Annotated in this window: 24 protein-coding genes and 1 pseudogene; 17 read left to right on the top strand and 8 right to left on the bottom strand. The window is 36.1% G+C overall.

The window, feature by feature from the left end; all coding sequences use genetic code 11:
* Positions 1 to 872 precede the first annotated feature (872 nt).
* From E2636_RS19015 to E2636_RS12720, 3 genes are all read right to left on the bottom strand, one after another.
* On the bottom strand, positions 873 to 1,040 hold the full coding sequence (locus tag E2636_RS19015; RefSeq protein WP_166669519.1) for a hypothetical protein: 168 nt from the start codon (positions 1,038 to 1,040) through the stop codon (positions 873 to 875).
* A gap of 372 nt (positions 1,041 to 1,412) precedes the next feature.
* Positions 1,413 to 2,615: an MFS transporter gene (locus E2636_RS12725; RefSeq protein ID WP_134210530.1), complete on the bottom strand. Its 1,203-nt coding sequence runs from the start codon at positions 2,613 to 2,615 to the stop codon at positions 1,413 to 1,415.
* A 429-nt stretch (positions 2,616 to 3,044) separates the two neighbouring features.
* Entirely contained in the window at positions 3,045 to 3,392 is a 348-nt protein-coding gene (locus E2636_RS12720) for a hypothetical protein (protein ID WP_134210529.1), read from the bottom strand.
* 688 nt (positions 3,393 to 4,080) lie between these two features.
* Between E2636_RS12720 and E2636_RS19660 the strand changes: the two are divergent.
* The 13 genes and pseudogenes from E2636_RS19660 to E2636_RS12655 all read left to right on the top strand — a co-directional run.
* Positions 4,081 to 4,146: pseudogene (locus E2636_RS19660) on the top strand (SEC-C metal-binding domain-containing protein); the annotation flags it as partial.
* 15 nt (positions 4,147 to 4,161) lie between these two features.
* Positions 4,162 to 5,901, top strand: a complete 1,740-nt coding sequence (locus tag E2636_RS12710; RefSeq protein WP_243840637.1) for a tetratricopeptide repeat protein — start codon at positions 4,162 to 4,164, stop codon at positions 5,899 to 5,901.
* A 925-nt stretch (positions 5,902 to 6,826) separates the two neighbouring features.
* Positions 6,827 to 8,302, top strand: coding sequence for a protein adenylyltransferase SelO (locus tag E2636_RS12705; RefSeq protein WP_134210527.1), 1,476 nt, complete (start codon positions 6,827 to 6,829; stop codon positions 8,300 to 8,302).
* A 208-nt stretch (positions 8,303 to 8,510) separates the two neighbouring features.
* Positions 8,511 to 8,813, top strand: coding sequence for an EthD family reductase (locus E2636_RS12700; RefSeq protein WP_134210526.1), 303 nt, complete (start codon positions 8,511 to 8,513; stop codon positions 8,811 to 8,813).
* A gap of 580 nt (positions 8,814 to 9,393) precedes the next feature.
* Positions 9,394 to 9,597, top strand: a complete 204-nt coding sequence (locus E2636_RS12695; protein ID WP_134210525.1) for a hypothetical protein — start codon at positions 9,394 to 9,396, stop codon at positions 9,595 to 9,597.
* Entirely contained in the window at positions 9,594 to 9,836 is a 243-nt protein-coding gene (locus tag E2636_RS12690) for a spore coat protein CotJB (protein ID WP_134210524.1), read from the top strand. Before E2636_RS12695 ends, E2636_RS12690 begins: the two co-directional genes overlap by 4 nt.
* A gap of 18 nt (positions 9,837 to 9,854) precedes the next feature.
* Positions 9,855 to 10,424 carry a manganese catalase family protein gene (locus tag E2636_RS12685; protein WP_134210523.1) on the top strand — a complete coding sequence of 190 codons (570 nt, stop codon included), beginning with the start codon at positions 9,855 to 9,857 and terminating at the stop codon, positions 10,422 to 10,424.
* A gap of 340 nt (positions 10,425 to 10,764) precedes the next feature.
* Entirely contained in the window at positions 10,765 to 11,814 is a 1,050-nt protein-coding gene (locus E2636_RS12680; RefSeq protein ID WP_134210522.1) for a 2,3-butanediol dehydrogenase, read from the top strand.
* 1,799 nt (positions 11,815 to 13,613) lie between these two features.
* Positions 13,614 to 14,615 (top strand): macro domain-containing protein, encoded by a 1,002-nt coding sequence (locus tag E2636_RS12675; protein WP_134210521.1) that lies wholly within the window; start codon positions 13,614 to 13,616, stop codon positions 14,613 to 14,615.
* 87 nt (positions 14,616 to 14,702) lie between these two features.
* Entirely contained in the window at positions 14,703 to 15,347 is a 645-nt protein-coding gene (locus E2636_RS12670) for a vWA domain-containing protein (protein WP_134210520.1), read from the top strand.
* 315 nt (positions 15,348 to 15,662) lie between these two features.
* Positions 15,663 to 15,932, top strand: coding sequence for an AbrB/MazE/SpoVT family DNA-binding domain-containing protein (locus E2636_RS12665; RefSeq protein ID WP_134210519.1), 270 nt, complete (start codon positions 15,663 to 15,665; stop codon positions 15,930 to 15,932).
* A 17-nt stretch (positions 15,933 to 15,949) separates the two neighbouring features.
* Positions 15,950 to 16,354 (top strand): type II toxin-antitoxin system death-on-curing family toxin, encoded by a 405-nt coding sequence (locus E2636_RS12660; protein ID WP_134210518.1) that lies wholly within the window; start codon positions 15,950 to 15,952, stop codon positions 16,352 to 16,354.
* 808 nt (positions 16,355 to 17,162) lie between these two features.
* Positions 17,163 to 17,810: a TetR/AcrR family transcriptional regulator gene (locus tag E2636_RS12655; protein ID WP_134210517.1), complete on the top strand. Its 648-nt coding sequence runs from the start codon at positions 17,163 to 17,165 to the stop codon at positions 17,808 to 17,810.
* Positions 17,811 to 17,872: 62 nt separating this feature from the next.
* Here E2636_RS12655 and E2636_RS12650 read toward each other — a convergent pair whose 3' ends face one another.
* The 4 genes from E2636_RS12650 to E2636_RS12640 all read right to left on the bottom strand — a co-directional run bounded on the left by E2636_RS12650 (position 17,873) and on the right by E2636_RS12640 (position 20,332).
* Entirely contained in the window at positions 17,873 to 18,391 is a 519-nt protein-coding gene (locus E2636_RS12650; RefSeq protein ID WP_243840636.1) for a Crp/Fnr family transcriptional regulator, read from the bottom strand.
* Positions 18,372 to 18,554 (bottom strand): cyclic nucleotide-binding domain-containing protein, encoded by a 183-nt coding sequence (locus E2636_RS19400; protein ID WP_243840635.1) that lies wholly within the window; start codon positions 18,552 to 18,554, stop codon positions 18,372 to 18,374. The genes E2636_RS12650 and E2636_RS19400 overlap by 20 nt, the downstream gene beginning before the upstream one ends.
* Positions 18,555 to 18,806: 252 nt before the next feature.
* Positions 18,807 to 19,241, bottom strand: a complete 435-nt coding sequence (locus E2636_RS12645) for a DMT family transporter (protein ID WP_134210516.1) — start codon at positions 19,239 to 19,241, stop codon at positions 18,807 to 18,809.
* A 254-nt stretch (positions 19,242 to 19,495) separates the two neighbouring features.
* Positions 19,496 to 20,332: an N-acetylmuramoyl-L-alanine amidase family protein gene (locus E2636_RS12640; RefSeq protein ID WP_134210515.1), complete on the bottom strand. Its 837-nt coding sequence runs from the start codon at positions 20,330 to 20,332 to the stop codon at positions 19,496 to 19,498.
* Positions 20,333 to 20,726: 394 nt separating this feature from the next.
* Between E2636_RS12640 and E2636_RS12635 the strand changes: the two genes are divergently transcribed.
* From E2636_RS12635 to E2636_RS19390, 3 genes are all read left to right on the top strand, one after another.
* A complete protein-coding gene (locus tag E2636_RS12635; RefSeq protein WP_134210514.1) occupies positions 20,727 to 21,404 on the top strand; it encodes a uracil-DNA glycosylase family protein in 678 nt (225 codons plus the stop codon).
* A gap of 89 nt (positions 21,405 to 21,493) precedes the next feature.
* Positions 21,494 to 21,778, top strand: a complete 285-nt coding sequence (locus tag E2636_RS19395; protein WP_243840634.1) for an HD domain-containing protein — start codon at positions 21,494 to 21,496, stop codon at positions 21,776 to 21,778.
* A 30-nt stretch (positions 21,779 to 21,808) separates the two neighbouring features.
* Positions 21,809 to 22,363 carry a hypothetical protein gene (locus E2636_RS19390; protein ID WP_243840633.1) on the top strand — a complete coding sequence of 185 codons (555 nt, stop codon included), beginning with the start codon at positions 21,809 to 21,811 and terminating at the stop codon, positions 22,361 to 22,363.
* A gap of 331 nt (positions 22,364 to 22,694) precedes the next feature.
* Here the strand turns inward: E2636_RS19390 and E2636_RS12625 are convergent, their stop codons facing one another.
* Positions 22,695 to 22,979: a hypothetical protein gene (locus tag E2636_RS12625; protein ID WP_134210513.1), complete on the bottom strand. Its 285-nt coding sequence runs from the start codon at positions 22,977 to 22,979 to the stop codon at positions 22,695 to 22,697.
* Positions 22,980 to 23,987: 1,008 nt separating this feature from the next.
* Between E2636_RS12625 and E2636_RS12620 the strand changes: the two genes are divergently transcribed.
* A complete protein-coding gene (locus E2636_RS12620; RefSeq protein ID WP_134210512.1) occupies positions 23,988 to 25,160 on the top strand; it encodes a CDP-glycerol glycerophosphotransferase family protein in 1,173 nt (390 codons plus the stop codon).
* The last annotated feature ends 6 nt before the right edge of the window (positions 25,161 to 25,166 follow it).

The following is a 25,166-nucleotide window of genomic DNA, read 5'->3' as shown; positions in this document are numbered from 1 at the left end:
ATCTTTAGCCGTTTTTTTTGATCTAGCATATTGAAACATTAGTAGACAATTAAGTGGACTTTCATCCGAAGATGATTTAAGTGTCCTGGTCCAGGATTACATGGAAAGTCAAAATCAACTGCTGAGATATTCGGTTATGCTTGAACGTGTTGCCAAAAATCGACCCGTCTACCTTTTGATTCTTGCTCCTTTTGAGATGATGAACGAAGTTCGGAAAAAATTGCACATTAGGTAGCTTCATATTCATTTGGACTTTATAAACTGGCAGGATCTTCACCAGCAATGGATGCTCTCATTCTTAATTGGCTTTTGTGAAAGATAAAAAGGGATATCTTACTCTTTAGTTTGTACTCTTTTCAATCGCTTTTATAATGATTAAGGCTATGGCGCTTATAATAGCGATTACGTACATGATAGTTTTAAGTGTTTCTCCCCAAGTGTCTATTGCAGCTATAGTAATTACGATTATTAAAAAAATATAGATTAAATAACTTTTCATATTCACAGTCTCCCTAGTCATAAAGAGTGCGTTTTACATAGTTGAGTTTCGAAAAAAAGGGAGAAGCATTTGTTCTCCTCTTTGCGGGACTTTATTCTCGTATGAAAATTACTTTTTTAACGAAAATACCTTCAAACGTATTGCATAAAACAGGTATTACAACTAACTGTAAAGCGCAAATGAAAGAGCTAATACATCACCTTTTCCATTTGCGCTTTCCCTATTGTTCATCTACGTGTAGTGATTGTAAAATACCTACTTTTATTTCACAACAATCGTTGTATTTAAATAATTGGTTTTATAAGTAACACAGCCATTCATCTCTGTGTTACTTATATGTTCCATGCATTCTGGTTGACATAACACTAGGAACTCACCAAAGAGACAACGTTACAAATAAACCAAAAGCTCCGGCAATCAAATAGGCATAGCCAAGTATAGAACTATTTCTATTTTTAGTTTTCTTGAAAAATAAAAAATATAGCCCTAACCCAATAATAATAATTGCTAATACGAGGCCCATACTTTTAAATAGCATCATTTAAAAACACATCCCTTTATAAAATTCAATACGGTTTATAAAAACAGCACAGACAAAAACAAAACTTCGTAAAGTGATGATAGGGAAAAATATGGGAACACCTAAATAACTAAGAAAATCGTTCCATTCAAACCACAAGGCCTCCACCACTTTTCAAAAAATATTATTTAACATACCATCACTTATACGTTACTGACTTATTTTTTAAAGTAAAGAGTACTCTTGTTTGCCTCTTTAATTGCTTAACTCACAACTCACATGTATCGCGAATACACCCTAGGTTGACATACATCACGATTAGGAAGTTACTTAATTCCTCAATAAGAAAACACGTAAAGTCAGCCGTTTAATCAAACTAAAATATGAATTATCTTACTCAACAATTTTTCTAAATAAATTCCTATTCTTAATTGCCATGATACTAACCACTGCAAGTAAAACACCGGAAAGTACAAAAACACTACGAACTCCGAAATAATCAGAAAGAATGCCCATCGCCAGAGAGGCAATTCCGAATGCACCAGTTCCAATAGTGCCAAGGGATGTATATACGGTTGCCAATTGTTCTTTTGGTACGCTTGTTTGAACTAAGGTTTGTTGAGGAATGTTTTTTAATTGTCCAAAAAGCCCAATTAAGACAGATAAAATCAATGCGATTACAGGGAAACTCGTCAACCCGAATACAATCGTAAAAAGGCAAGTCATAAAAGCTCCTGTGATAATAAAAACATGACGATTTCGATCTACATATAAGTCAAACTTAATACAGATTAAACTACCTAACACTAACCCAACAAAAAACGAACTGTTTATTAAACCCCAGTACTCCTCTGCATTTAATGCCTGTTCAACATAGACTAATAATATTGCTGCTATCCAAACTGAGCCCGCGAGTGTTTCAAAAAACTCCATTTGTGCAACCGTTTTTAAAACGGGTGATCCTTTAATCGTTTGCCATCCTTGTGTTAATAGTATCCACTTTTTCTCTTGCTTCTCTGCTTTGTGTTCCACACTTTTTAACAAACTCAAAATAATGCTCGCAAAAACAAATAGCACAGTAACCAGCCATATTAGTAGGCTGGGATTTAACACAATCAATAACAAACTTCCAAAAAACCACGTTCCTATTTGAATGGACTGGGTAATTGTTTCTGCTATTGCGTTTGCTTTAACTAAGCTTTCTTCTTCCACATAATAAGGAATCAAAGTCTGCCTAATTGGATTGGCACAACCATCAAGAAATGCAATCCCTGCGATTAATATAAATATAAAAGTAAAGTTACTTAAATCTATTCCTATCGTCAAAAAAGTACCTAAACCAAATAATATAACCGTTTTCCCTATTTGCGAACCAATCAATAAATGTTTTAAATTAAACGCTCCAATAAGCAGTGGTGTTAAAATACTTGAAATAAACATAGAAAAAGTAATGGTAAATGGAACGAAAGCAGCTGCGGTTGCAGACTCGGTTAAACTGTAAATAACGCTAATAACACCGACAATATATATAACATCACCTATATTGGCAAGTGACTGACCAAGCATCAATAAAAGAAAATTACGATTTGATTTCAAATTTATCCCCCATTTCTAAATTATTGATAAAACAGGGAAGTTTAAGTTGGACTGATAGACATAAAGTTTTTCTCCTTTTTATATGTGCACTATGATAAAAATCTTTGGGGGATATCAAGACTTATCATTTTTTGCATCTGAATTATCTTCTGAATACCATTTATCTTTCCTTATTTTAACATATATAAAATTGGATTGGTGGTATTTTTAAGTCCTTCTGAACAGAGTCATGAGAAAAGAGATAAAAGTATTTGTAATCTTAAAACCGTGATTCTTTCGCTTCACATGGTTGTATGCTGCATGCACAACAGGTTGACATTACAACACGATTGGAACGTAACCAAATAGGTTCAATAAGAAAAGACTGCCATGTAAAGGGCAGCCGGTTTATCATTAATTAAAATGCAATTATCATGTGTAATTTTAAGTTTAGTTATTTACTGTTGGTGCTTTCCAAAGTACTAGTATTAATTTAAATATCCAATAAAAGAAGAAAAAGTTAAATATTAATCCGAACGAGCTAACGGTTAAATCCAATCCGCCTCGATAAACTAAACCTTCAGCTGGAAAACCAAAGTGATAATCCCCCAGATCTTTATCAACTCGATAACCAATTGTAGGAATGATAGTGAAAATAATAGTTGAAATTAGACTTAAGATAGATAACCGTATTTTATGGTAGTTTATTTTACCATTGAGGCTTAATAATACGATTATTATTAACGCATTAAATCCAACCCCCAGTAAAAAGGCTATCACTTTTTCCATTTGTTCCATGTAAGACGCCTCGTTTCAAGTATGGCTACTTTATCCATATTAGCATATTTATATATTATCAAATTTATCCAGTTTTAACCTTTTATTTTCACCATTAAAAAACTAAAGTCTAGAAACGATGTATAAAGTTCACATCAATCCTACACAAGTTAATAAATTATAAGCGCAAAAAGCAGCTGAAGATACAATTTCAGCTGCAAGTTAATTCTTTATCCCTAAAGCTTAATACTTTTAAACAGAACTTTTCTTCTCCATAATAAATGATCTTGATTTATTAACTATTTTGGCATTTCTATATGGTGATTCATAAACAAAAACTTTAGTAAAGAGAGGGTCCATATGATGGATAAATTGTTCGTCGACATAAGTAAAGTCCTCACGTTTATGTAAGCCATTAACGTCGTCATCGCTTTTAAAAACAGCCTAGTGATTTTGTTTTAAATTGTTTGCTAGGAGTAATTATTTCTTCATTCTGAAATGATTAAGCTAAGATTGAGAGCTATATATCTCTTGGTATGTGTTGAGCCATGAGTCACATTTGACCCAAAATGCACAGGTCTAAAAAGATAAAAGGTACCACCTGATCTTTCTTTAAAGAGCTCGCGAAAGTTAATGAACCACAATTGTTCCAAGCCTTTTAAATATGGTACGCTTTGACGATAACGTTAATGAAAGTTGGTGATCTATTTTGGTTGGACGTAATGACCCATGTACTTGCGGGAGTGGAAAGAAATACAAAAAATGTTGTGGCAAGAACAACGTTGTAGAATTGTCAGCAGTAATAAATGATGAACTTACACGAATTTCCAATAGCTTTATAGCAGATGGATTAAGCTCCCGCGAATATAGGGAACTAGATACACGTATAGGGAAGTGGAATTTGGAACTTCGTGACCTATTTGAAGAAGAATTAATCGAAATACTAGCATTAGAAAGCTTCTATTATATAGAACGAGCAGAATTTTGGATCAACTATTTGAAAAAACAAATAGCCAAACAGCCACGAAAGCAAGTGATTGATGTGCTCACTTTATGGCAGCAACCCTTTCTTTTGTTCGGTCAAATAACACAAGAACTGGAGAATGAGCTAATTGTAAAAGATGACCTACGGGATATATCCTATGCGATACCTGGAAAAATAACGGAATCACATTTAGGAGAATGGATGCTTGGGATTGTCTTACCTGATTCGCGTCGTGGAGAACATGGACTTACAGGAACAGATGGGATCATGTTCATTCACAACGATTCTTCAGGTATAGTTGCCCGAATTCGAGATACCCTGAAGTCTTCTGATAAAGACGTCTTGGATGTCTATCGTTTGTTTGGACAAATGGAGAAGGTCTATGACTTCACTACTTTTCAACAACAAGTGGTGGACTTAACTCAGCAATATTTGGCAGACCATTCATACGAGGAAGATATTGTACTGCCTATGCTAACTGGTTTTTTACTGAATAATGAGGTTAATGCTAAAAAACCAAGTGCAGTTGCTGCAGGAGTCATTCAAGTTGCCCATGATTTCGAGCTAATAGGTTCAGCATATTCGACGTTGAAAGAGATTGGCGCATACTTCAATGTGTCAAGTGCTACGGTATCGAAGTATCGAGACCAAGTGGGTGATTTTGTAATGTCTAAAATAGAACACTCAAAAGAAGAAAACTCGGAGCAAATTGCATCACCTGAACTTTCAGTAGACATAGGTACTGATCCACGTGGAACAGAAAGATTTATGTGGGAGATGGTCAAACGGACACAACAGCAGTCGTTTGAAACTGCAGAATCGTTAAATGCGTTTTTGAGTGGGAAAATGAATGAGGAATACCAACCTGTAAATAAGGAAGAGCAAGCACAGTTGTTTTGCTATAAAGCGTATGAAGCCGAAACAGAGGAATTGCGCGTACAACTTGCAAACGAAGCTGCGGATAAAAACTCAAATATAGCTGATGTTCACCTATTACTGGCTGAGCAGTCAACACATAAAATAATCAAAGAAAACCATTATTTAAAAGCGATTCGTTCTTCAATCGAAAACGTGGACTTTACAATCGATCAGGCCTGGAATTATGTATTGAATCGTCCATATTTGCGAGCTCTTTTTACCTATGGAGCATGGTTGATAACAGAAAATCGGCATACAGATGCTTTGAAGCAATTTTCACATATCTTTGAGATAAATCCACAGGATCATCAAGGAGTTCGTTGGTTACTAGTGGTTACCTATATGCACCTAGGATTTTATGAAGAGGCTGACCAAGTGTTGAATCAACTGAATTCAGACAATCATCAAGCAATCTTCTTTTATTTAGAATTAGTTATGGATCGCAAAGAATTAGATTTAGCTATTAACCATGTTGACATGTCCCATGGAGAAAAGTTAAATAAGCATGTAATCGCTATGGTGGCAGAAGGAAAGGACCCTGGAGCATTTCCACGATCACTTACCATTCAAGCTGGCAGTATGGATGAAGCCAAACTTATTTATTGGATGATAAGTGGCTTGATTTAGGTGATTATTACCTGAAATCTCTAGGTATATTATGTAGCCGCTTTGCCGTCCAAAGCGACCGCAATTTAAAGGACAATTATGTCGTTGTATCTGAGATAATTGTTATATAAGCGATTGGCTGGCAGCTTCTTTAATATACAATCTCAAGGTATCAGGCACAGACAAAAATACAGAAAATTTGTGGCTGCGTCTGTTTCTTTCATTAAATTTACAGATTTAGCGAAATCCTTCATTCAAGTGACGTAGATTGATAATTTATAAGTAGCAACAAGCAGCCGAAATTTCATCTTCGGCTGCTTATTTTCTAAAAAGTAAGTGTCCATTCCCTAGTAAACCAAAATAAAATACCAATGCACGTGAAGGTTGAAGGCGAGCTACGGACGCACACCAGCCGCAAGATTGCCTATAAGAAAAAGAATGGTGATGTGACAAAGTCATCACGATTCTTTTTACTCCCTAGATTATGATGCAGAAGGTGTGCCGTCCAAAGCGAGCCGGAAACCTTCAGGTGCCAATTTTCGCATCGTTACCTGTTACTTGTTTTCTTATGTTGGGTGGTACTATTTGCCCCAAAGTGCACAGATACCAAGTGAGGAAATGGTGCCACTCATAGAGCACTCTCTTTTCTCTCTTCAACCTCTGAAAGATCCTCGAGCCACTTCGCACAAAAATAGAGCCACCTTCTGTATAATTAATTTATGAGTAAATACCTTGAAATCTAAAGTATTACTCATAGTGAAATTTTTTCGCAAATCTAATTTTGATGTGAGTCTCTAATTAAAAACAGGGTATGGAAAGGGTATAAAATATTCGCAGAAGAAGACACTAAAAGTGACTGCCTTACGTAAATAGAAAACCTATGATTTATTTTTACTTAAAAGAAAAAACTAGGATACAAAAATACGAAAGAACAAGGGGAGATACGATGACAAACGAAAAAGAAGTAATAGAATCAGGATGGAACTTAGACAATAGTTATGCCCGTCTGCCAGAAGTGTTTTTTACTACTTTCACTCCAGATGCTGTACGATTACCAGGATTGATTATGTTTAATTCTTCGTTGGCTAAGTCTCTTGGATTGAACGGCGATGCGCTCCAAAGCAAATACGGTGTAGCGGAACTTGCTGGTAACAAAATTCCAGAAGGTGCAATGCCGCTTGCTCAAGCTTACGCGGGACATCAATTCGGGAACTTTAATATGTTAGGGGACGGTCGAGCTCTTTTACTTGGAGAGCAACTCACTCCTGATGGTGAGCGGTTTGATATTCAGTTCAAAGGTTCAGGTAGAACGCCTTACTCTCGAGGCGGCGATGGCCGAGCAGGACTGGCACAGATGCTACGCGAATACATCATCAGCGAAGCTATGCATGCGCTTGATATTCCGACCAGCCGAAGTCTAGCAGTGGTGACAACCGGTGAATCAGTACTCCGTGAAACCGAACTACCTGGTGCAATTCTGACCCGTGTAGCTGCTAGTCACATTCGCGTCGGTACTTTTCAATACGCTGCAAACTTTGGCTCAATTGAGGAAGTTCGCGAACTGGCTGACTATACAATAGAGCGTCATTATCCTGAAATTGAGGCTGATGACAATCGTTATATATCGTTCCTGCAGGAAGTAATCAAACGTCAAGCTTCGCTGATTGCTAAATGGCAATTGGTTGGCTTTATCCACGGGGTGATGAACACTGACAACATGACCATTAGTGGAGAAACCATTGACTATGGTCCTTGTGCCTTCATGGATGCCTATGATCCAGCAACAGTATTTAGTTCCATTGACCGTCAAGGCCGCTATGCCTATGGTAATCAACCGTATATTGGCGGATGGAATCTCGCGCGATTTGCAGAAACTCTCTTACCGCTATTAGATGATGATCAGGACAAGGCAATCAAAATGGCGACAGATGCGATTGGAGAATTTAATAAGTACTATCACGCAAATTGGTTTGCAGGAATGAGAGCAAGACTAGGAATTTTCAACGAAGAGAAACAGGATGAAACCCTTATTGAAGACCTCCTGAGTATGATGAAGAAGTATGAGGCAGACTATACTAATACCTTCCTCGCATTGACTTTTGATACGATGGAGGAAACGGTCCTATTTGGCACCGCAGAATTTTCTAAGTGGAATGACATGTGGCAGGCGAGGCTAGGCAAGCAGCAGGAAACGAAAGCTGATTCGCATCAGTTGATGAGAAACAGTAATCCTGCGCTAATTCCTAGAAATCACCAGGTAGAAGCGGCACTAGAAGCCTCAGTGAAAAATGGTGACAATAGCGTGATGGAGCGGCTTCTTGCTGTTCTTGCAAATCCTTTCGCGCACACACCCGAACAAGCTGAATACTGCGCAGTGCCTACGGAATCAACCATTCCTTACCAAACTTTTTGTGGGACATGAGAAAAAAGTAGTAAAAGTGTCACAGGGATGAAAATAATTAATATGAACATAAAAAAGAGTAACATTCAGTTGAATGTTACTCTTTTTTAAAATTATCCGGATTCGTGTGTGTTACGGAAAACCTAATCATAATAAGAGCTTTTGGGACATATCTTGAACTAGATACTATTTTTGTGTTCATTTATTAGATTGTAATAGGAGGAATAGAATGGCTAAGATGATTGTTATTTATAATGAACCGACCAACAAAGAGGGGTTTGAAGCACATTATCACAACGTTCATATCCCGTTAGTCCAAAAATTACCTTTTCTTAAAAATGCAGCCGTTAACATGGTTAGGCAGACGATGAACACAAATGAGAATTTTTATTTAATTGCCGAATTAGAGTTTGATAGTCTACAAGAAATTGGCCAAGCTTTAGAGTCACAAGAAGGAAAAGAAGTAGCAGGTGATATCGCAAATTTAATGACTTTTCTTGAAAAACCTCCAGTCATTACGATGGCAGAGTAAATTCGCATTCCAAAAAAGTTGTTGTTTATAGACATATTGCATCTTCAATAGAAAAAGACGATCAAGTGACCAGCACACTTGATCGTTTTTTTACTGCTTCACCAACAGGTTATGCTATCATTCTTTAAAGTTTCAGGATTTCAAAACTTGTTTAGTGTGAAAACCTTCTTTCAAGGAACGTAGAAAGATATTTTATAGTTAGTAAAAAGCCGCCGAAATTTTATCTTCGGCGGCTTCCTTTCTAAGCAGTAAGTGCCTATTCACTAATAAATCAAAATCAAAGACCTATGCACGTCGTGAAGGTTGTAGACGAGCGACGGACGCACACTCGCCGCAGGATTGCCTTTAAAAAAGAAGAATCGTGAAGTGATTAGGTCACTTCATGATTCTTTGCGTTCTCCAGGTTATGGTGCAACAGATTTGCCGTCCAAAGCGAGCAGGAAACCATAGTCGATACAGTTCTAAATCCTTTTTTAAGGTGGAGGTGTTCCATCATGGAATAGAGGTGTGATCAAAATAGAAAAATAAAATGAAAAATTTTAATAAAGGAGAGAATTCCATCATATAGTAGCCAGGAGGAGTGAGCGATATTAATACGTTTTCGTATCGTGGCGTCTATGTACCTTATGGAGGAAATCCGAAGCTTTTTGTATTACCTCCACAAATATGGTGGCAAAAGCAACCCGTTCATTGTCCCGTGTTTACACCAGAAGACGCATTTATTCACGGGACCGTATGGCCAATGTTAGTCGATGGATATTCAAAAGAAGAGGGAATTTCATGAGCGAAGAACAGCGGAAACTGTTACTGTCCCTCCAAGTTGCTGACTTCAACGTGATAGAATGGGTGCTATTTATGCACACGCATCCAGATTACCTTGTGGGGTGTCAACAGAGAAAAGAAGCAATGAAGACTGCCGCAAAAATCAGAAAAACTTATGAAGATTTATATGGTCCATTAACTCATCTTGTACCTATTTCTTGTAGTAAAAAAAATCTCACGCCATGGCCATGGCAGGTATGAAAGGATGTTGGATAATCGATGTGGATATATGATAAAAAACTTCAATATCCGGTAGAAGTTCGCGATACCAATCCAATGTTAGCGAAATTTTTAATGGAACAGTACGGAGGTGCAGACGGGGAACTGGCAGCTGCCTTAAGGTATATGAACCAACGTTATACAGTACCTGATAAAGTTATTGGATTATTGACTGATATTTCGACAGAAGAATTTAATCACTTGGAAATGATTGCAGCGATGATTTACAAATTGACAGTAGATGCAACTCCTGACCAATTAGTAGAAGCAGGACTAGGAGCCCATTTTGTGAGTCACGGACATTCTCTCTTTTATCACAATGCAGCGGGTGTTCCATTTACCGCTACGTATATTCAAGCAAAAGGAGATCCCATCGCAGACTTATATGAAGATATCGCAGCAGAAGAAAAAGCACGTGCAACATATCAATGGTTAATTGATATTTCTGATGATCCCTATATAAACGATTCATTAAAATTTTTACGTGAACGAGAAAATGTACATTCTATGCGTTTTAGAGAAGCAGTGGAAATGTTAAAAGAAGACCAAGTGCAGAAAAAAATCTTTTAAACGACAAGTTCATTGTCGTTTTTTTTTTGCGTTTAGAATGCACGTGTGCTCGTTAAGGATGCAGGCGAGCAACGGGCCGCACACCAGCCACAAGATTGCTTTAAAAATAGAAGAATCGTGATGTGAAAAGGTCATTCATGATTCTTTGCGTTCTCTAGGTTATGAAGCAGCAGGTGTGCAATCCAAAGCGAGCCGGAAACTCTAGCTAGAGCACATTCATAAGCCAATATCGTGTTAAAGTACTTATAAATTTGTTAAAATTAACCGAGGGAGATATTTACTATCCCTCCAATACAGAACCGGTTATTTTTAAATAAAATAGTAGGAGATGTGAAGAAGTATGAGAGCAGCAGTTTGGTATAAAGCGAAAGATATACGTGTTGAAGAACGGGAAGTGAACGCAGTTCTTCCTAATGAAGTGAAAATAAGGGTTGCTTGGGTAGGTATTTGCGGCAGTGACTTGCATGAATATCAAGAAGGTCCTGTACTAATTCCATCACAAGGTCCTGATCCATTGACAAACCAAGAAGCACCATTAACGTTAGGGCATGAATTTGCCGGTGTAATCGAGGAAGTCGGATCTGATGTAACACGATTTAAAGCGGGTGATCGAGTTGTTGTAAATCCTTTAATCACAAAAGGTAATAAAGGGCCCGAATACGATATATATGACGGATTTACATTTGTTGGACTAGGTTCAAATGGTGGTTTTGCTGACTTTACGGTTGTAGCTGAAAAAAATGTTTACGCACTTCCAGATGGTCTGTCACTCGAGGAAGGCGCACTTGTCGAACCGACGGCTGTTGCTGTACAAGCTGTCAAAGAAGGTGGCTTGCAATCAGGACAAACTGTAGCAGTATTTGGTGCGGGACCAATTGGTCTTGTGACGATTATTGCAGCTAAGGCACAAGGGGCAAGTAAAATCGTTGTTTTCGACTTGTCAGATAGTCGACTGGAAAAAGCGACATTAGTCGGAGCTACGCATGTAGTCAATCCTGGTAACATGGATCCTTTAGAAATGGCGAGAGAGATTGAACCTGAAGGGTTTGACGTGTCATTTGAAGTGGCTGGTGTAGAAATAACATTTAACCAGGCAATTAAAGTCACAAAAACACGTGGTACGGTTGTCGTTATTTCCATTTTCCCTAAACCAGTTTCATTTGACCCAATGGATTTGACAACTACTGGCGTCAAAATCACGTCAACTTTAGCGTATGAACCTGAAGTGTTCCAGAAAACAATCGATTTAATGAGCTCAGGAGAGATTGATCCGAAGCTAATTATCACAAGTCGAATTGAGCTAGAAGAAATCATAACAAAAGGTTTTGATGCACTAACGAACGACAAAACACAAGCGAAAATTCTAGTTAAACTGAGTGGGGAACAATAATACCTTCACTAAACATTTAGTCTAGACTTTAATTGAATAGAAAAAATAAAGGAGCTGTCCTAAAAGTCATAAAATATGACAAAGGGCAGTTCTCTTTTTCTTTATAGTAGAGGTAGATTTCCGTTTCAACGCACTTTCATGTTTCGAAGCTAGCGAAGCGATGCAGAAACAGACGGACGCTTTCCGCGGGCATGGCCTCAGTCTCCTCGACGAGCAAGCTCGTCTCCGGGGTCTTCAGCTCATGCTATTCCCGCTGGAATCGCCGTCTTCCACTCCAATCATCCTTAAGTTTATCATGTGCAAAACAGACAACTATAACTGTTTACAATTTTCAAATGTAGATCCAGAACAAGCGATCGGCTGGCTGCTTCTATAAAGAACTACCTCCTCGGATTCAGGCGTAGCGGATATCCTAGGTTGCCAAGGATCACTGCGTTCTGCCAGGCACACCCACTAAAATCGTTGTCTGTCGCCGTTTATCTTTTCTTTCTATAAAGTTTCAGGATTTTATAACCTATATAGTGTGAAAAACCTGTTCTTTAAATAAGGTAGAATGATCCTATACAGTTAGTAAAAAGCCGCCGAAATTATATCTTCGGCGGCTTTTTTTCTAAAAAAGTAAGTGTCAATTCACTAGTAAACCAAATCCGAATTACTTTGCACGTTTAGGTGGTAGGCGTAGCGAAGGAAGCACATCTGCCGCAAGATTGCCTCTAAAATGCATCATTATGTGACAAAGTCACATAATGATGCATTTTACTCAATAGGTTATGATGCAGCAGATGTGCAGTCCATAGCGAGCCGGAAACCCGACCGATACATTGTCAATTTTCCTTTTTCTGTGTTGGCGCTTTCTAACTACAAACTTCTTTTGCATCTTAAGTCACGCTATTTCCCTATAGCAGGGAAGAAAATAACGTTTTTATTCAGCAATTAAGATCAAATTACGGTGTTTATTGATGAAAATTCGGGTGAGCGCTTGGTCAGTTGGGAAATTTGGAGTTCAAGTTGGAACTTTTAGACCCTAAGTTGGAAAAATCACGCTCCAAGTAGGAATAGATAAAATATGGAAAATATTAATTTTAATTTTTATTGCTTGTTGCTCTAATAATCCTTTATGAGTTTACAGAGTAACGTGCAAACTCATGATTAAGATATATGGCGTCTTTTCACAATTGTGATATAGTGTGAAACACTTCTTTCAAAGAACGCAGAATGAACTTTTATAGTTAGCAACAAGCCACCGAAATTGTATCTTCGGTGGCTTCCTTTCTAAAGAAGTAAGTGTCCATTCTCTAGTAAACCAAACTCAAAGACCTGTGCACGTTTAGGTTGTAGGCGAGCGACGGATGCACATCTGCCGCAAGATTGCCTCTAAAAAAGAATCATCTTTATGTAACAACGTCACATAAAGATGCTTTTTACTCAATAGGTTATGACGTAGCAGTTGAGCCATCCATAGCGAGCCGGATACACTAGTCGCTGTAGTGTTAGATGAAATCTCCTGTGCTCGTTAATGAAAGAAAGGTCTAAATCGAAGGGATATATAGGTGGCACGGCTAGCCGGTTTGCCACTTTCCTGTTCGAGATATTCTCCGCTGCGCTCACTTTGTGCGAGGATTTTACGTACCTGTGTAAGCCGCAAATTGAGAGGAATTGGTGTCTTAAACAGCACATTACCAATTATCCTTGCAGCTTGCCACTAAGAAGCTTGGCTGACAGCAAGGATAATTGTGTTATATTAATGGAAATAAATGTGATGAAAAATAGTTTCATATCATGAAAGGAGACTTTCAATCATGCCTTTAGAAATCGTTAGAAACGATATAACAAAAATGGATGTAGATGCAATCGTCAATGCGGCGAATTCAGAACTGCAAATGGGTGGAGGTGTTTGCGGATCCATCTTTATAGCGGCCGGTGTGAAAGAGTTGCAAAAGGCATGCGATGAAATTGGCCAATGCTCAGTTGGAGAGGCTGTTTTGACAGATGGATTCCGGTTACAGTCAACACACATTATCCATACAGTTGGTCCGGTTTGGCGAGGAGGGAACCAAAACGAAGAAAAACTTCTGCAATCCTGTTATGAAAATTCCTTGGCATTGGCTGCTTCACTAAACTTGGAGTCAATAGCCTTTCCAGTCATTTCATCGGGCATTTATGGCTATCCGAAAGAACAGGCTTTGCAGGTAGCTATTTCTTCAATTCACGAATTCTTAATGAGCCATGAGATGATGGTATACCTCGTCGTCTTTGATAAACAATCTTTCGGATTCAGTGAAAAACTATTCAAATCCATTCATCAATATATCGACGAACATTATGTGGAAGAGCATGAGCTAAAATACTCACGAAACCAACGGATGATCGAACAAGAGATTCAATCACAACAGGCGTATGTTGTGGAAGAGAAGTTACAGGATTTTAAGAAAAGAAGCCTAGAGGATATGATGGGCCAGATTGATGAATCCTTTTCACAGAGACTTTTACGTTTTATTGACGAAAAAGGAATGACAGATGCGGATACCTATAAAAAAGCGAATATTGACCGCCGCCTTTTTTCGAAAATCCGTAATTCACCCGATTACACACCGCTCAAAAAAACAGCGATAGCTTTTGCGATTGCTTTGGAATTAGATCTATATGAAACAAAGGATTTACTGGACAAGGCAGGTTATACCTTATCACAAAGTAGTAAATTCGATCTTATCATCCATTTTTTCATTGAACAAAAGAACTACAATATATACGAAATAAATGAAGCCTTGTTTACTTTTGACCAAGTTTTGCTCGGTGCGTAAGTGTCGCTTTAGAAGCGACCTATTTGTTTTAGAAAAAGCTTATTCTTAAGTTGTAAATGAGGAACATAACTTAAGGAGGAAATTTAAATGAATGCGAAAAGTACTGAGTTGGTTTTTATTCTAGATAAGAGCGGTTCGATGGCTGGACTTGAGAGCGATACGATTGGTGGATTCAATGCTTTGATTACCAAGCAGAAAAAAGAACAAGGGGACGCTCGAGTCACGACGATTTTATTCAATGATGGCTATGAGTTACTGCATGACCGAATTTCGATTAAAGGGATCGCACCCATTACGGAAAAGGAATACGAAGTGGGTGGCATGACGGCCTTACTTGATGCGATAGGTTCAACCATCCAAAAAATCGGCAATGCTCAAAAAAGAACAAGTGAAGAAGAACGCGCAGGAAAAGTAATGTTCGTCATCACGACTGATGGATATGAAAACGCCAGCTGTGAATACAATTACAAAAAAATCAGGTCGATGATTGCGCATCAAAAAAAGAATTACAAGTGGGAGTTTGTGTTTTTAGGAGCCAATATCGATGCCGTTGCCACAGCAGAAAAATTCGGGATTGATGAAGAATTCGCGGTAAAATACCATGCTGATACTGAAGGCACTCAACTCAATTATCAAGTGTTAAATGAAGCTGTCAGTTCTTTCCGAACAGGTAAGAAACTAGATCGCTCATGGAAAATAGATATTGAAGCGGATTATGAACAGCGTAAGTAAAAATTTAATTTGAAGTTTGCTGCAAACCTGGTTATATAATAGAAGAAACTAATGAAGCAAGATTAAATTTTAGCTCATCATCTTAACCGGTGCTGGGCTTTTTTTGTTGCAGAATTCGAAAGTCTAAAAGAAACTACCCGGATTAAGGATTCTTCAGTATCAAAATTGGATACACGAAGTTGCAATTAATCGCCTTAGATTCCACTAATAAAACCTCATATTTGTTATTACTATTGTAAAATAAATTTGCATTATTATAATACATATTGTATATATATAATATAGAATATTAACTAAGAAAGAGGATGATAAAAAATGAGTGTGAAAACATTGGAAAAGAATGATCATTTTTTACGTAAAGTAAATCAGACGGGAAATAGTTTATCCATTGGGTTACCTAAAGATATAGCTTTACGAATGAATTTGCAAAAAGGTGATGATTTGCAGCTCACTTTAAATGAAGAAACAGATGAAATTACAATTAAAAAAGTTGTGAATATGGATATGCACCCGAATTTATTGAAATCCATGGACAGAGTCATGATTAAATACAGCGATATGTTTGAGAATCTTAAGAACCGTTAACAGGTTAGGAGAAAAGAATGGAAGCATATAAACTAAAGGCCCGTGAAATACTTATGTTATATGAATATGTCATGTCTGAAACACATGATTCTAGCAATGCTGGAGTAAAAGATCAAGACCGCTTTTATTTGATGTTAGAAAGACCTGAGAAGAAATTATTTGGCCAAGAGCAATTTCCGAATGTTTTTGAAAAAGCATGTGTGTACTTACATTCTATTTCTACTGATCATATATTTATTAACGGGAATAAGAGAACAGCTGCGTATGTTTTTATAACGTATTTAGAACTTCATGGACATACATTTACTATGATGAAAAAAAATCTTGAAGATTATGTAGTTGAACTAACCATTCATCAAAAGTACAAAGGAAACGATGCAATTAAGAATATGTGCGAAGACTTGCAGGAATTCATAGATTAAATCGAACTATAAAAATATTTGGAAATTGCTGCTGGAAACTTTATAGGAATTTAACAGTGGCTGAGATTGCATCTTCGGTTGCTTCTTTTTTTATGGATAACTATTCGTGTCTAAAGTGAAAGAAGTTAAAGTGAATCTAGTTTAATAGAATTAAATAGTAGCTCATCATCTTAACCGGTGGTGGGATTTTTTTCGGATTCGTGTTCAGGAATTTATAACCTATGTGATGTGCGAAACCCTTATTTCAAATAAAGCAGAATGATCCTGTATAGTTAGCAACAATCGGCCGATTACTTTCTATACAGTAACTGTTTATTCACTAGTAAACCAAAATAAAAGTCATGTGCACGTGAAGGTTGTAGGCGAGCGACGGACGAACACCCGCCGCAAGATTGCCACTAGCATTTTGAAGTGACAAAGTCATATCAAAACTTTTTATTCCCTAGGTTTTGATGCAGTGGGTTTTACCGTCCAAAGCGAGTCGGAAACCACAATTGATTCATTTGGTGACTTCTACTCACCAGACTTAATTGACCCTTCAATGAAATTAAAATCAGAAATTTCGGTCTTTTATTAAAGAAAAGCTCTTATGATCTTGTAATTTCATGTATAGTTGAATATGCTAATATAAAATTAAACCACATTTATCCACTAATCCCATATCGATAAGTATGACTAGCACATGCTTGATATAGGAGAGAAAAAGGAAGGATCAATGCCTTGAATATTAAAATCTTACAAGAAAAAATATAGCTATCTGTAAAGTTTATTACTCTATGTCTATCCAGGATAAGGTGAGTGTCTACTGATGAAAAAAGTTAAAATTTCAACAAAGACAAAAGATGATGGGAAAATTGACGAGCAACGAAAGAAAATACTAGAATCAACACTCATTCTATTCAAAGAAAAGGGCTATCATCGGACAACCACTAGAGAAATTGCAAAGAGTGCTAATATGAGTAGTGGCTCTATTTATGGCTATGTAAATTCTAAAGATGACATCCTTTATTTATTTTATGAAGCTCTTTATGATCAACTAAATATCATGATAAATGAAAAGATACGTGATATTGAAAGTAAGGGATTATCGCGTTTGAAATCATTCGTTAAAGAATATTTTTTAGTAATTGATGAAATTAGTGACCAAACAAGCATTATGTATAGTGAATCACGCTCCTTGTCAGAGTTACATTTGAAATATGTCCTTTCCAAAGAAAATGAATTTAGTTCATATGTTAAAAATATTTTGCTTAAATCTATTCAGGAAGAGAGTATTTTTATTAGTGAAGATAAAGTAAGTATAGTAGCTCATAATATTATTGTTCAAGGTCATATGTGGGCATTCCGAGGCTGGACACTTAAGCAAACATTTACTCTAGAAGGATATATTAATGTTCAAACGGAGTTGTTAATTGATAGTATTGTAGATTGTAAAAGTAGGGAAAAAGAAAATTGATATGTGTTTATTAAGTTGAAAACTGAGGTAAATTGTAGATCACTCTAATTAACCTGAAGAAATCACTTAGGTACCCAATTTTTTAATGCTTCATAATCAAGAATAACAAACCTATTGCGAGGTGTTTCTAGCAAATTCTCCTTACGAAGCTGGTTAAAAAGACGAGTTACCGTTTCTCGTGTTGTTCCAATGGTACTTGCAAACTCTTGATGAGTCATCGGAATGTCGATATGTATTTTGTTATTGTTATGAATGCCACAAGTCTCAGCAAGTTTCAAAAGAAACGCTTGTCCGCGATTCTGAATATGCTGACCGGTAAATCCTTGTAGCTTTACTTGAAGCTCAATAATCTTTTCACTCATTGCACGCATGACTTTAATAGAAATATTGGTCGAATCAATCATCAATTGCTCAAAGGATTTTAGTGGGATGGCTAAAAGTACAGTATATACGACTGCTTTTGCTGTCGCAGGGTAGGGACTTGTATCAAAAAAGCCAGTGTGAGGGAACATATCTGTTTTAAGAAACGACATAATTTGTTCATGTCCGTATGCATCCGTTTTATGCCTTAATAAGCCCATCTCGGATGAAAAAAACGGCTTTTTTGTCGCTAGCTTCCATGAAGATTGTCGCTCTTTTAGGGTAAGATCGCTGTATGGCAATACTCCAAACATGCTCCAGTTCTTCAGGTGTCAATTCTTTGAACAATGGTATTAATTGAAGTAATTCTACTCGTTTTTCCATACTACAACTCCTATAGTAATAAATTAACCATCACATGAAGTGTATTTGTCCTGTAAAAGCGGGTACCTATGAAATAAATCAAAAAACAGCTGAAACGGCATCTTCAGCTGTTTTTCCTATTTTTAACACGAACAGTTCAAATTAAAATCTTCAAACTGACTTTCCATGGTGTTCCAACGTGAAGATTTCTTTCTCCGAATATATCTTTGATTCCGGGAAGCCGTTATTAACTTATGATATGTAGAAATTTCTCTACTTCTGGTTAAATAAATACATGGAACCAAACATGAGTAAAATTGCCAATGCTTTTCGTATGTTTAAAGGATATGTTTGACCTCCGAATAAACCGAAATGGTCAATGATGACTGCAATCAAAATTTGTCCAGCTATAATTGAAAAAAATGCTGCGGTAACACCAATTTTAGGAACTGTCATGACCATGATAAATACGTAAAAAGCTCCTAGCAGTCCACCAATCAATTGCCATTTTGGAACATCGTTGAAAGCGAAGAAATTGCCTTTACCAAAAAATAGCATCGTAATGAATAAGGCAATTGTTCCAATTAAAAAGGATATAAAAGAGGCTTCGATCGTGCCTACCTTCTTACCTAATCCGCCGTTAACAATTGCTTGTATGCCAATTGCAATTCCTCCTACGATTGACATCAATAAATACATCCACTTCATCCATCACAACTCCTTTAATGTTACGTAACCGGGAACCTTTGTAAATCAGATTATACACCAATTACATGAAGAATTTCCTGAAAGTAAAATTATAGGCTATCAATATAGGCCAACCTTTTTACAAGAGTTGTGAAATTGGTAAAGACTAGTGTTAGTGAAATAAATCGAGAAAAAAAGACCAAAATTGTTTCTTCGGTCGATTTTATTTTTTACAGTAATTCTCTAGTCAACCAATAGATGAAGCATGCAACTGACTATATTTTATATTTTGCTACATTGGCTGCGGTCTCAAAACGATTACTGCCTGATAGATTGGTCAATTTATCGGCTATCAAGCCATTCACACTGCCTCCGACGACGATTAATTCAACAGCCACTTTGCCAGTAATGGCATGACGAGGATAAATTGGCGCTTTTAATCGAATGGACAAAATCTCTGCGGCTGGGTAGTCAATTAACGACCCAATTACAATTGCTCTTTCTAACATCGTTACTTCCTCCTCTATTGGATCTGGCTTAATGGGTTTTATCTTCAACTCAAAATAATCAACAATTCCTTTTGCAATGGCCTCTCCCTGGGCTTTTAAGAATTTATCGTCTCGCATTTTTATACTATCCGTCCGACTATCCATGAATCCACCTTCAACAAGAACGGAAGGCATATTCGTTTCACGTAGTTCATGAAAGTTTGCGGATTTCACACCACGATCGAGTATTTGCATCGCATGTACGACCTTCGGATGAATCTCGTTAGCTAGTTTAAAAGATAAAGGGTTATTACTAGCAGGCTCCATTACAAAAGTTTCCACACCACTATGATTTCCCCATTCATTTCCAATAGCATTATGGTGGGAACTGACATAAATATCAGCTTTCCAAGCATTTGCCTGATTTGTCCGATTTACTAAAGGTATATCTGTTTTACCACTTGAATCGTCGACACGTAATTGTTGAACTCCATCATATTTTGCTAGAAAAGCCATTCCTGCAATCACCACTTTATTGTTAAATGACCATTCTCGTTCTCCTGTTGGCGAACGTTTCCCTGCTGTATTTATACCGTGACCTGCTGACCATGCTACTTTTTTCATCTATCTTCAATTCCTTTCATTTAATTTAAGAATTCACTACTTGCTACATAATTTAATTGAATGCATTCTATTTACTGTATTCAACTAAATATATTAAACTTGAGTAATTTATATTGAAAAAAGAGTATATTCTAAAAATAGATAGAAGAAAATAGCAAAATGGCTACATTTTTACTAAGTATATTAAATTTAATCCTTTCAATGAACTATATTGAAAATAAAACGTTATTTATTATAGAAGGAACTAATTAAAAAGTGAAAGGTGATAATTACAACTTTCATAGCGAAAAAAAAGGAATTTAGTATTTTATCTCGAATATAAGAATATATACCTAATGAATAAAGTCGTTATATTTACCTGTAAATTGTTTATAAAAAGAAAAGAGGAATCTCTTTGGAGAAAATCATTGATTTACATGAGGATTTCTACAAAAGCATTCAGAACGATCTTGAAGTTAAGGAAAAACTTGATCGCGAAAAGATTACCATATTGGATGGGTTTATTGAAAATAGGGAACTTGTCCGACTGTACTACCAAGCATTCTATATAAGCAAAACACCGAGAATTGTGTTATGTGGGACTAATCCAGGAAAAAATGGGGCTGGTAAAACAGGAATACCCTTTATAGATTTTAATGGTGCTTCGGAGTTATTTCCTAATGTTGACCAAGATGACAAAGAGAGAAGTGCTCAATTTATTTTGTCAGTTATTAGTGAAATAGGAAAAATGAAATTTCATAAAAATGTATACATGACAAATTTATCGTGGTTTGGTTTTATTCAGGACAATAAGAACGTGAATTACTTTAATTTACCTACGCCTTTGGAATCGGTTTTTACAGATTCTTTTTTAGCAGAAATGGAAATTGTTCGACCGAAAGTGATTATTCCTTTAAGTAAGGACGTTGAACAAGCATTACATAAGATGACAGAAGAAGGAAGATTAAACTATCCGGTAGGTCCGCGTCTACCACATCCTTATTATTGTTCATTCGGTAAAAGAGAAGACAAGTATAAAGAGAAATATGTGAATAGAATTACGAGTTCGATGGGGAGGCTAGCTTTAAGTTGAACAGGTGAATGCTTTCTTTGCGAAAGGTTGAAGGAAAGACTAGTTGCTGGACAATCAGATAAATAGATGAGAAAAGGAAGATGATTTTAATGAAAACCATGATAGAAAAAGCCATGCAATTTGCTGCAGTCAAACATGATGGACACTATCGAAAAGAGTCGAAAATACCATATATCACGCATCCAGTAGGCGTTGCAATGATCCTGCAGAAAACAAAGGCTCCAGACGAAGTAGTTGTAGCTGGGATTTTGCATGACACGCTTGAAGATACAAATACAACGCCCGATGAGCTTATGGAGCATTTCGGGGAAAAGGTTTTACAATTGGTTATCGCTGCATCCGAACCTGATAAATCATTGCCATGGGAGGATTGAAAACAGCACACAATCGACTCGATTTCATCTATGACACCTGATGAAATATCAGTCATTACCGCAGATAAATTGCACAATATCCGATCAATTCAGGTGGACTTGAATGAAAAAGGCGAGTCTGTTTGGAGTCGTTTCAATCGAGGAAAACGGGAACAGTCGTGGTATTACATGAGTGTTGTACGAGAATTGGAATCCTTTAAAAAGGAAGTTTCTCTTGTACGCGTGCTCAAGAAAGAAGTGTTCCAATTATTTGTTGGTAAGAAAAAACTTACTGTGAAGGAAATAGATGCGCTGTTTAGTTGTAGTTATGATTGTAATGAGAAGCGACAGCGGGAGATAGAGTCTATGGGTATCCTTGGTTTTGTCAAAGAAGCATTAACATATGCTGATGACACATACATAAACGCTGACTACAACAAGGTATCTCCTTTAATGGAGTCATTAAGGAAGCAAGGCATTGATTTTGAAATGAATTCCGATGGCTCGTTTATCCTGCTATCATACTGCGCGGAACTCAAACATCGTCTAGCTTGGTCTGATAAAACACTTTACAAACATTTCAAGCGCAATCTTAAGAATCTGTAAGAGGATTCTTGTCGTTCTTATATTTTGAGCACAGTATGTCATTTCTCGATTCAATCAAACTCAAACCATTGGGTTTATAGGTTGATAAGAGGAGGCGGACGCATACCCACTGCTTCTTTCGGTCATTCTTGATATAATGTGGCAGTGGATTTTCCTCGCAAACCATATTGAACCAATAAACTAAACCGATTTTTATGATGGTATGAACCTTAAAGTTACTGTTTTACTGGTGAGGTCAAATATGAAAAAGAAAATACAAATGAAACAGGAGAAAAAATTAGAACATTAATGTTAAAAATAGGTCAATTCTTGAATGGCATTTCATAAACAGCTAACTTAATTTCTTGTTAATTTGTGTTAACTGATTTGTTAAGTAGTCTATTTGTTTTTGCATTTTTTTCATTTGATTTTCTTGATTTTCTTGATTTATTTGATTTTTTGTATCCTGTATATTATCTTCAACTGCTTCTTCTAAAGCAAGTACCCCTGCAACAGTTGCTAACGCATCTCCGAATGTAGAAATCACAGAAGCAATGATAGCAAGTTTTGCCGAATAAATTTCTGGAAACGTGGAATTTTGACCACTTTCGCCATTATTCACATTATTCTTCTCCAATGTCTTATCCTCCTTTTCATTCCTCAAGTTTGTTTTACGTGTAAACAAATATCCAATGTCATCGTATGTCTTTCGCACCTCTATTTGGCAATCCGCGAAATGTATATCGATGGGAGGAAGGGAGTTTGACGGATTTACCTGTTATGTGGAGAAAATTATAATGCCCAATCGTTAAATCACTAAAGTTTCATAAAATAATATTCTAGGTAGTTCAATAAATTTTTTACCCACTTTAAACCTAGGTATAAATAGATGTCCAAACAAAATTTATATTTTATCATTCATTAATGGAGAAAGTAGATTTTGTACGAAGATTCAAAACGACCTTTTTAACAATTAATCTAGTTTATGAATTGTTGCATTAACATGCTCTTTTTCCACATTGTTCTTGATTTTAGGACAAGATTATTAAGGGAAAGTGTGATTAATATTTGGCAAATAGAGAAATTTTTAATTGTTTAACGTCCAGAACGCTATAAAATGCTGGAGAGCAAAGCTAACGCACATGTTGCAAAGTCGTCTCTCTTCTCTAGTTTTTGATAAAGTGGTTTTACCAACCAAAGCGCACTCGAAACCATACCAGATTCATCATTGTTTGTACATTCAGGGAATAGCTTTACCAGGTGGTTTGTAAATTGAAATAGTTGATTATCCGTTAGTTGATCACGGTTTTTTCTAATGGTATTAGACGAGGGGATGAAATTGTAAATTTATCAGTAAAGTTTTTTGTTAGATTTAAAAATATTGTATAATTTTACCTAAATTCTGTATATATTTTATGCAATATAATATAGAATAAAAGTATCATTCACATCACAAAAATAAACCAAAAAATATGGTTTATAGTAATAGCTATATATACTTTAGGAGGCATATACTTTGGGTTCAATTATTACATATAAAAATCATTAGTAGGTTTAGACCGTGCAATTTAGAAAAAAAGATTATTTCCGATGCATATTTAAGTACTCGTTTCTTACCTTAGAAAAAAGGAGGGATAGACTATAGATGCAAAAAAGTAACCTAAAACTACTTTTAACCAAAATCTTGAAAATTGTAGCAATTATTACTTATCAAACTATTTGCTTATTGATTCCAGTAAAGTTAAACCGTGTCGTATTTGTAACTCCACGACATGACGTTTTAAAGGATAATTTATATTATTTATATGAAGAGATGAGAAAGACCAAGCCGGAACTGGAGTATATTGTTTTAACACAGAGGATATACAACGGAAAAATAGCACCGTTGAACTTTATAAGGCATATGTCAAAAGTTTATTATTATTTGGCTACATCTCGTCTATTTATTATCGATGATTACTATCTTCCTTTATATTTGATTAAAGTAAGAAAAAAAACTGAAGTTATCCAACTCTGGCATGCTTCAGGACCGTTAAAGAAAGTAGGACTTAGCTTAATAGGTTTACCTGGGGGACCATCTAAGGAGTATTTAAGAACGGTTCCAGTTCACAGTAATTATGATAAAGTAATCGTAAATGCAGATATTGAAATCGATATTTATGCTCAAGCTTTTGGTATGCCAAAAGAACATATAGAAGTGTTAGGCTCACCTAGGACAGATGTGCTTTTTAGAAATGTTCAGGATACAACGAAAAAAGATAATTTCATTAAAGAACATCCCGAATTTATAAACAAAGAACTAATACTTTATGCACCAACATATAGAGGGAAAAGTAATGATTCAAATCATTATATACCTAGATTTGATATGGAAAAATTAGTTACTCTTCTATTAGATAAGAACAAAGTATTACTAGTCAATCTACATCCTTATATGATTGAAAATGAAGATTTGATTGCTAGCACAGATAAAAAAGCAGTTTTCTGGAATAGAAAAGAATACACGATAGAAGACTTACTTATGATATCAGATGCTCTTATTTCAGATTATTCGTCTGTAATTTATGATTTTGCTATTTTAGAAAAACCTATTGCATTATATTGTTTTGATTATGAAGAATATGATATTTTAAGAGGCTTCTATATTGATTTTAAGGAATTGCTACCTACTTCTTTTTTCTTAGAAGAAGAAGATCTGGTAAATTGGATAGTATCTGCAGAAAAAAATATTAATGAAGTAATTGAAATGAAAGTGAAGAATTTTAAATACCATGACGGACAATCATCAAGAAGAATTATTCACTCTCTATTTAATTAGATTGAA

This window comes from Paenisporosarcina antarctica, from assembly GCF_004367585.1.
Taxonomy (GTDB): Bacteria; Bacillota; Bacilli; order Bacillales_A; family Planococcaceae; genus Paenisporosarcina; species Paenisporosarcina antarctica.
This window is presented reverse-complemented; position numbering and strand designations above follow the sequence as displayed.

Bases quoted from the DNA above. Each gene is read 5' to 3' on its own strand.
- E2636_RS12660 (WP_134210518.1), top strand. From the start codon at position 15,950: ATGGAAGCATATAAACTAAAGGCCCGTGAAATACTTATGTTATATGAA.
- E2636_RS12665 (WP_134210519.1), top strand. From the start codon at position 15,663: ATGAGTGTGAAAACATTGGAAAAGAATGATCATTTTTTACGTAAAGTA.
- E2636_RS12705 (WP_134210527.1), top strand. From the start codon at position 6,827: ATGACAAACGAAAAAGAAGTAATAGAATCAGGATGGAACTTAGACAAT.
- E2636_RS12645 (WP_134210516.1), bottom strand. From the start codon at position 19,241: ATGAAGTGGATGTATTTATTGATGTCAATCGTAGGAGGAATTGCAATT.
- E2636_RS12620 (WP_134210512.1), top strand. From the start codon at position 23,988: ATGCAAAAAAGTAACCTAAAACTACTTTTAACCAAAATCTTGAAAATT.
- E2636_RS12685 (WP_134210523.1), top strand. From the start codon at position 9,855: ATGTGGATATATGATAAAAAACTTCAATATCCGGTAGAAGTTCGCGAT.
- E2636_RS19400 (WP_243840635.1), bottom strand. From the start codon at position 18,554: ATGGAAAAACGAGTAGAATTACTTCAATTAATACCATTGTTCAAAGAA.
- E2636_RS19395 (WP_243840634.1), top strand. From the start codon at position 21,494: ATGAAAACCATGATAGAAAAAGCCATGCAATTTGCTGCAGTCAAACAT.
- E2636_RS12700 (WP_134210526.1), top strand. From the start codon at position 8,511: ATGGCTAAGATGATTGTTATTTATAATGAACCGACCAACAAAGAGGGG.
- E2636_RS19015 (WP_166669519.1), bottom strand. From the start codon at position 1,040: ATGATGCTATTTAAAAGTATGGGCCTCGTATTAGCAATTATTATTATT.
- E2636_RS12675 (WP_134210521.1), top strand. From the start codon at position 13,614: ATGCCTTTAGAAATCGTTAGAAACGATATAACAAAAATGGATGTAGAT.
- E2636_RS12650 (WP_243840636.1), bottom strand. From the start codon at position 18,391: ATGGGCTTATTAAGGCATAAAACGGATGCATACGGACATGAACAAATT.
- E2636_RS12720 (WP_134210529.1), bottom strand. From the start codon at position 3,392: ATGGAACAAATGGAAAAAGTGATAGCCTTTTTACTGGGGGTTGGATTT.
- E2636_RS12690 (WP_134210524.1), top strand. From the start codon at position 9,594: ATGAGCGAAGAACAGCGGAAACTGTTACTGTCCCTCCAAGTTGCTGAC.
- E2636_RS19390 (WP_243840633.1), top strand. From the start codon at position 21,809: ATGACACCTGATGAAATATCAGTCATTACCGCAGATAAATTGCACAAT.
- E2636_RS12640 (WP_134210515.1), bottom strand. From the start codon at position 20,332: ATGAAAAAAGTAGCATGGTCAGCAGGTCACGGTATAAATACAGCAGGG.
- E2636_RS12680 (WP_134210522.1), top strand. From the start codon at position 10,765: ATGAGAGCAGCAGTTTGGTATAAAGCGAAAGATATACGTGTTGAAGAA.
- E2636_RS12655 (WP_134210517.1), top strand. From the start codon at position 17,163: ATGAAAAAAGTTAAAATTTCAACAAAGACAAAAGATGATGGGAAAATT.
- E2636_RS12670 (WP_134210520.1), top strand. From the start codon at position 14,703: ATGAATGCGAAAAGTACTGAGTTGGTTTTTATTCTAGATAAGAGCGGT.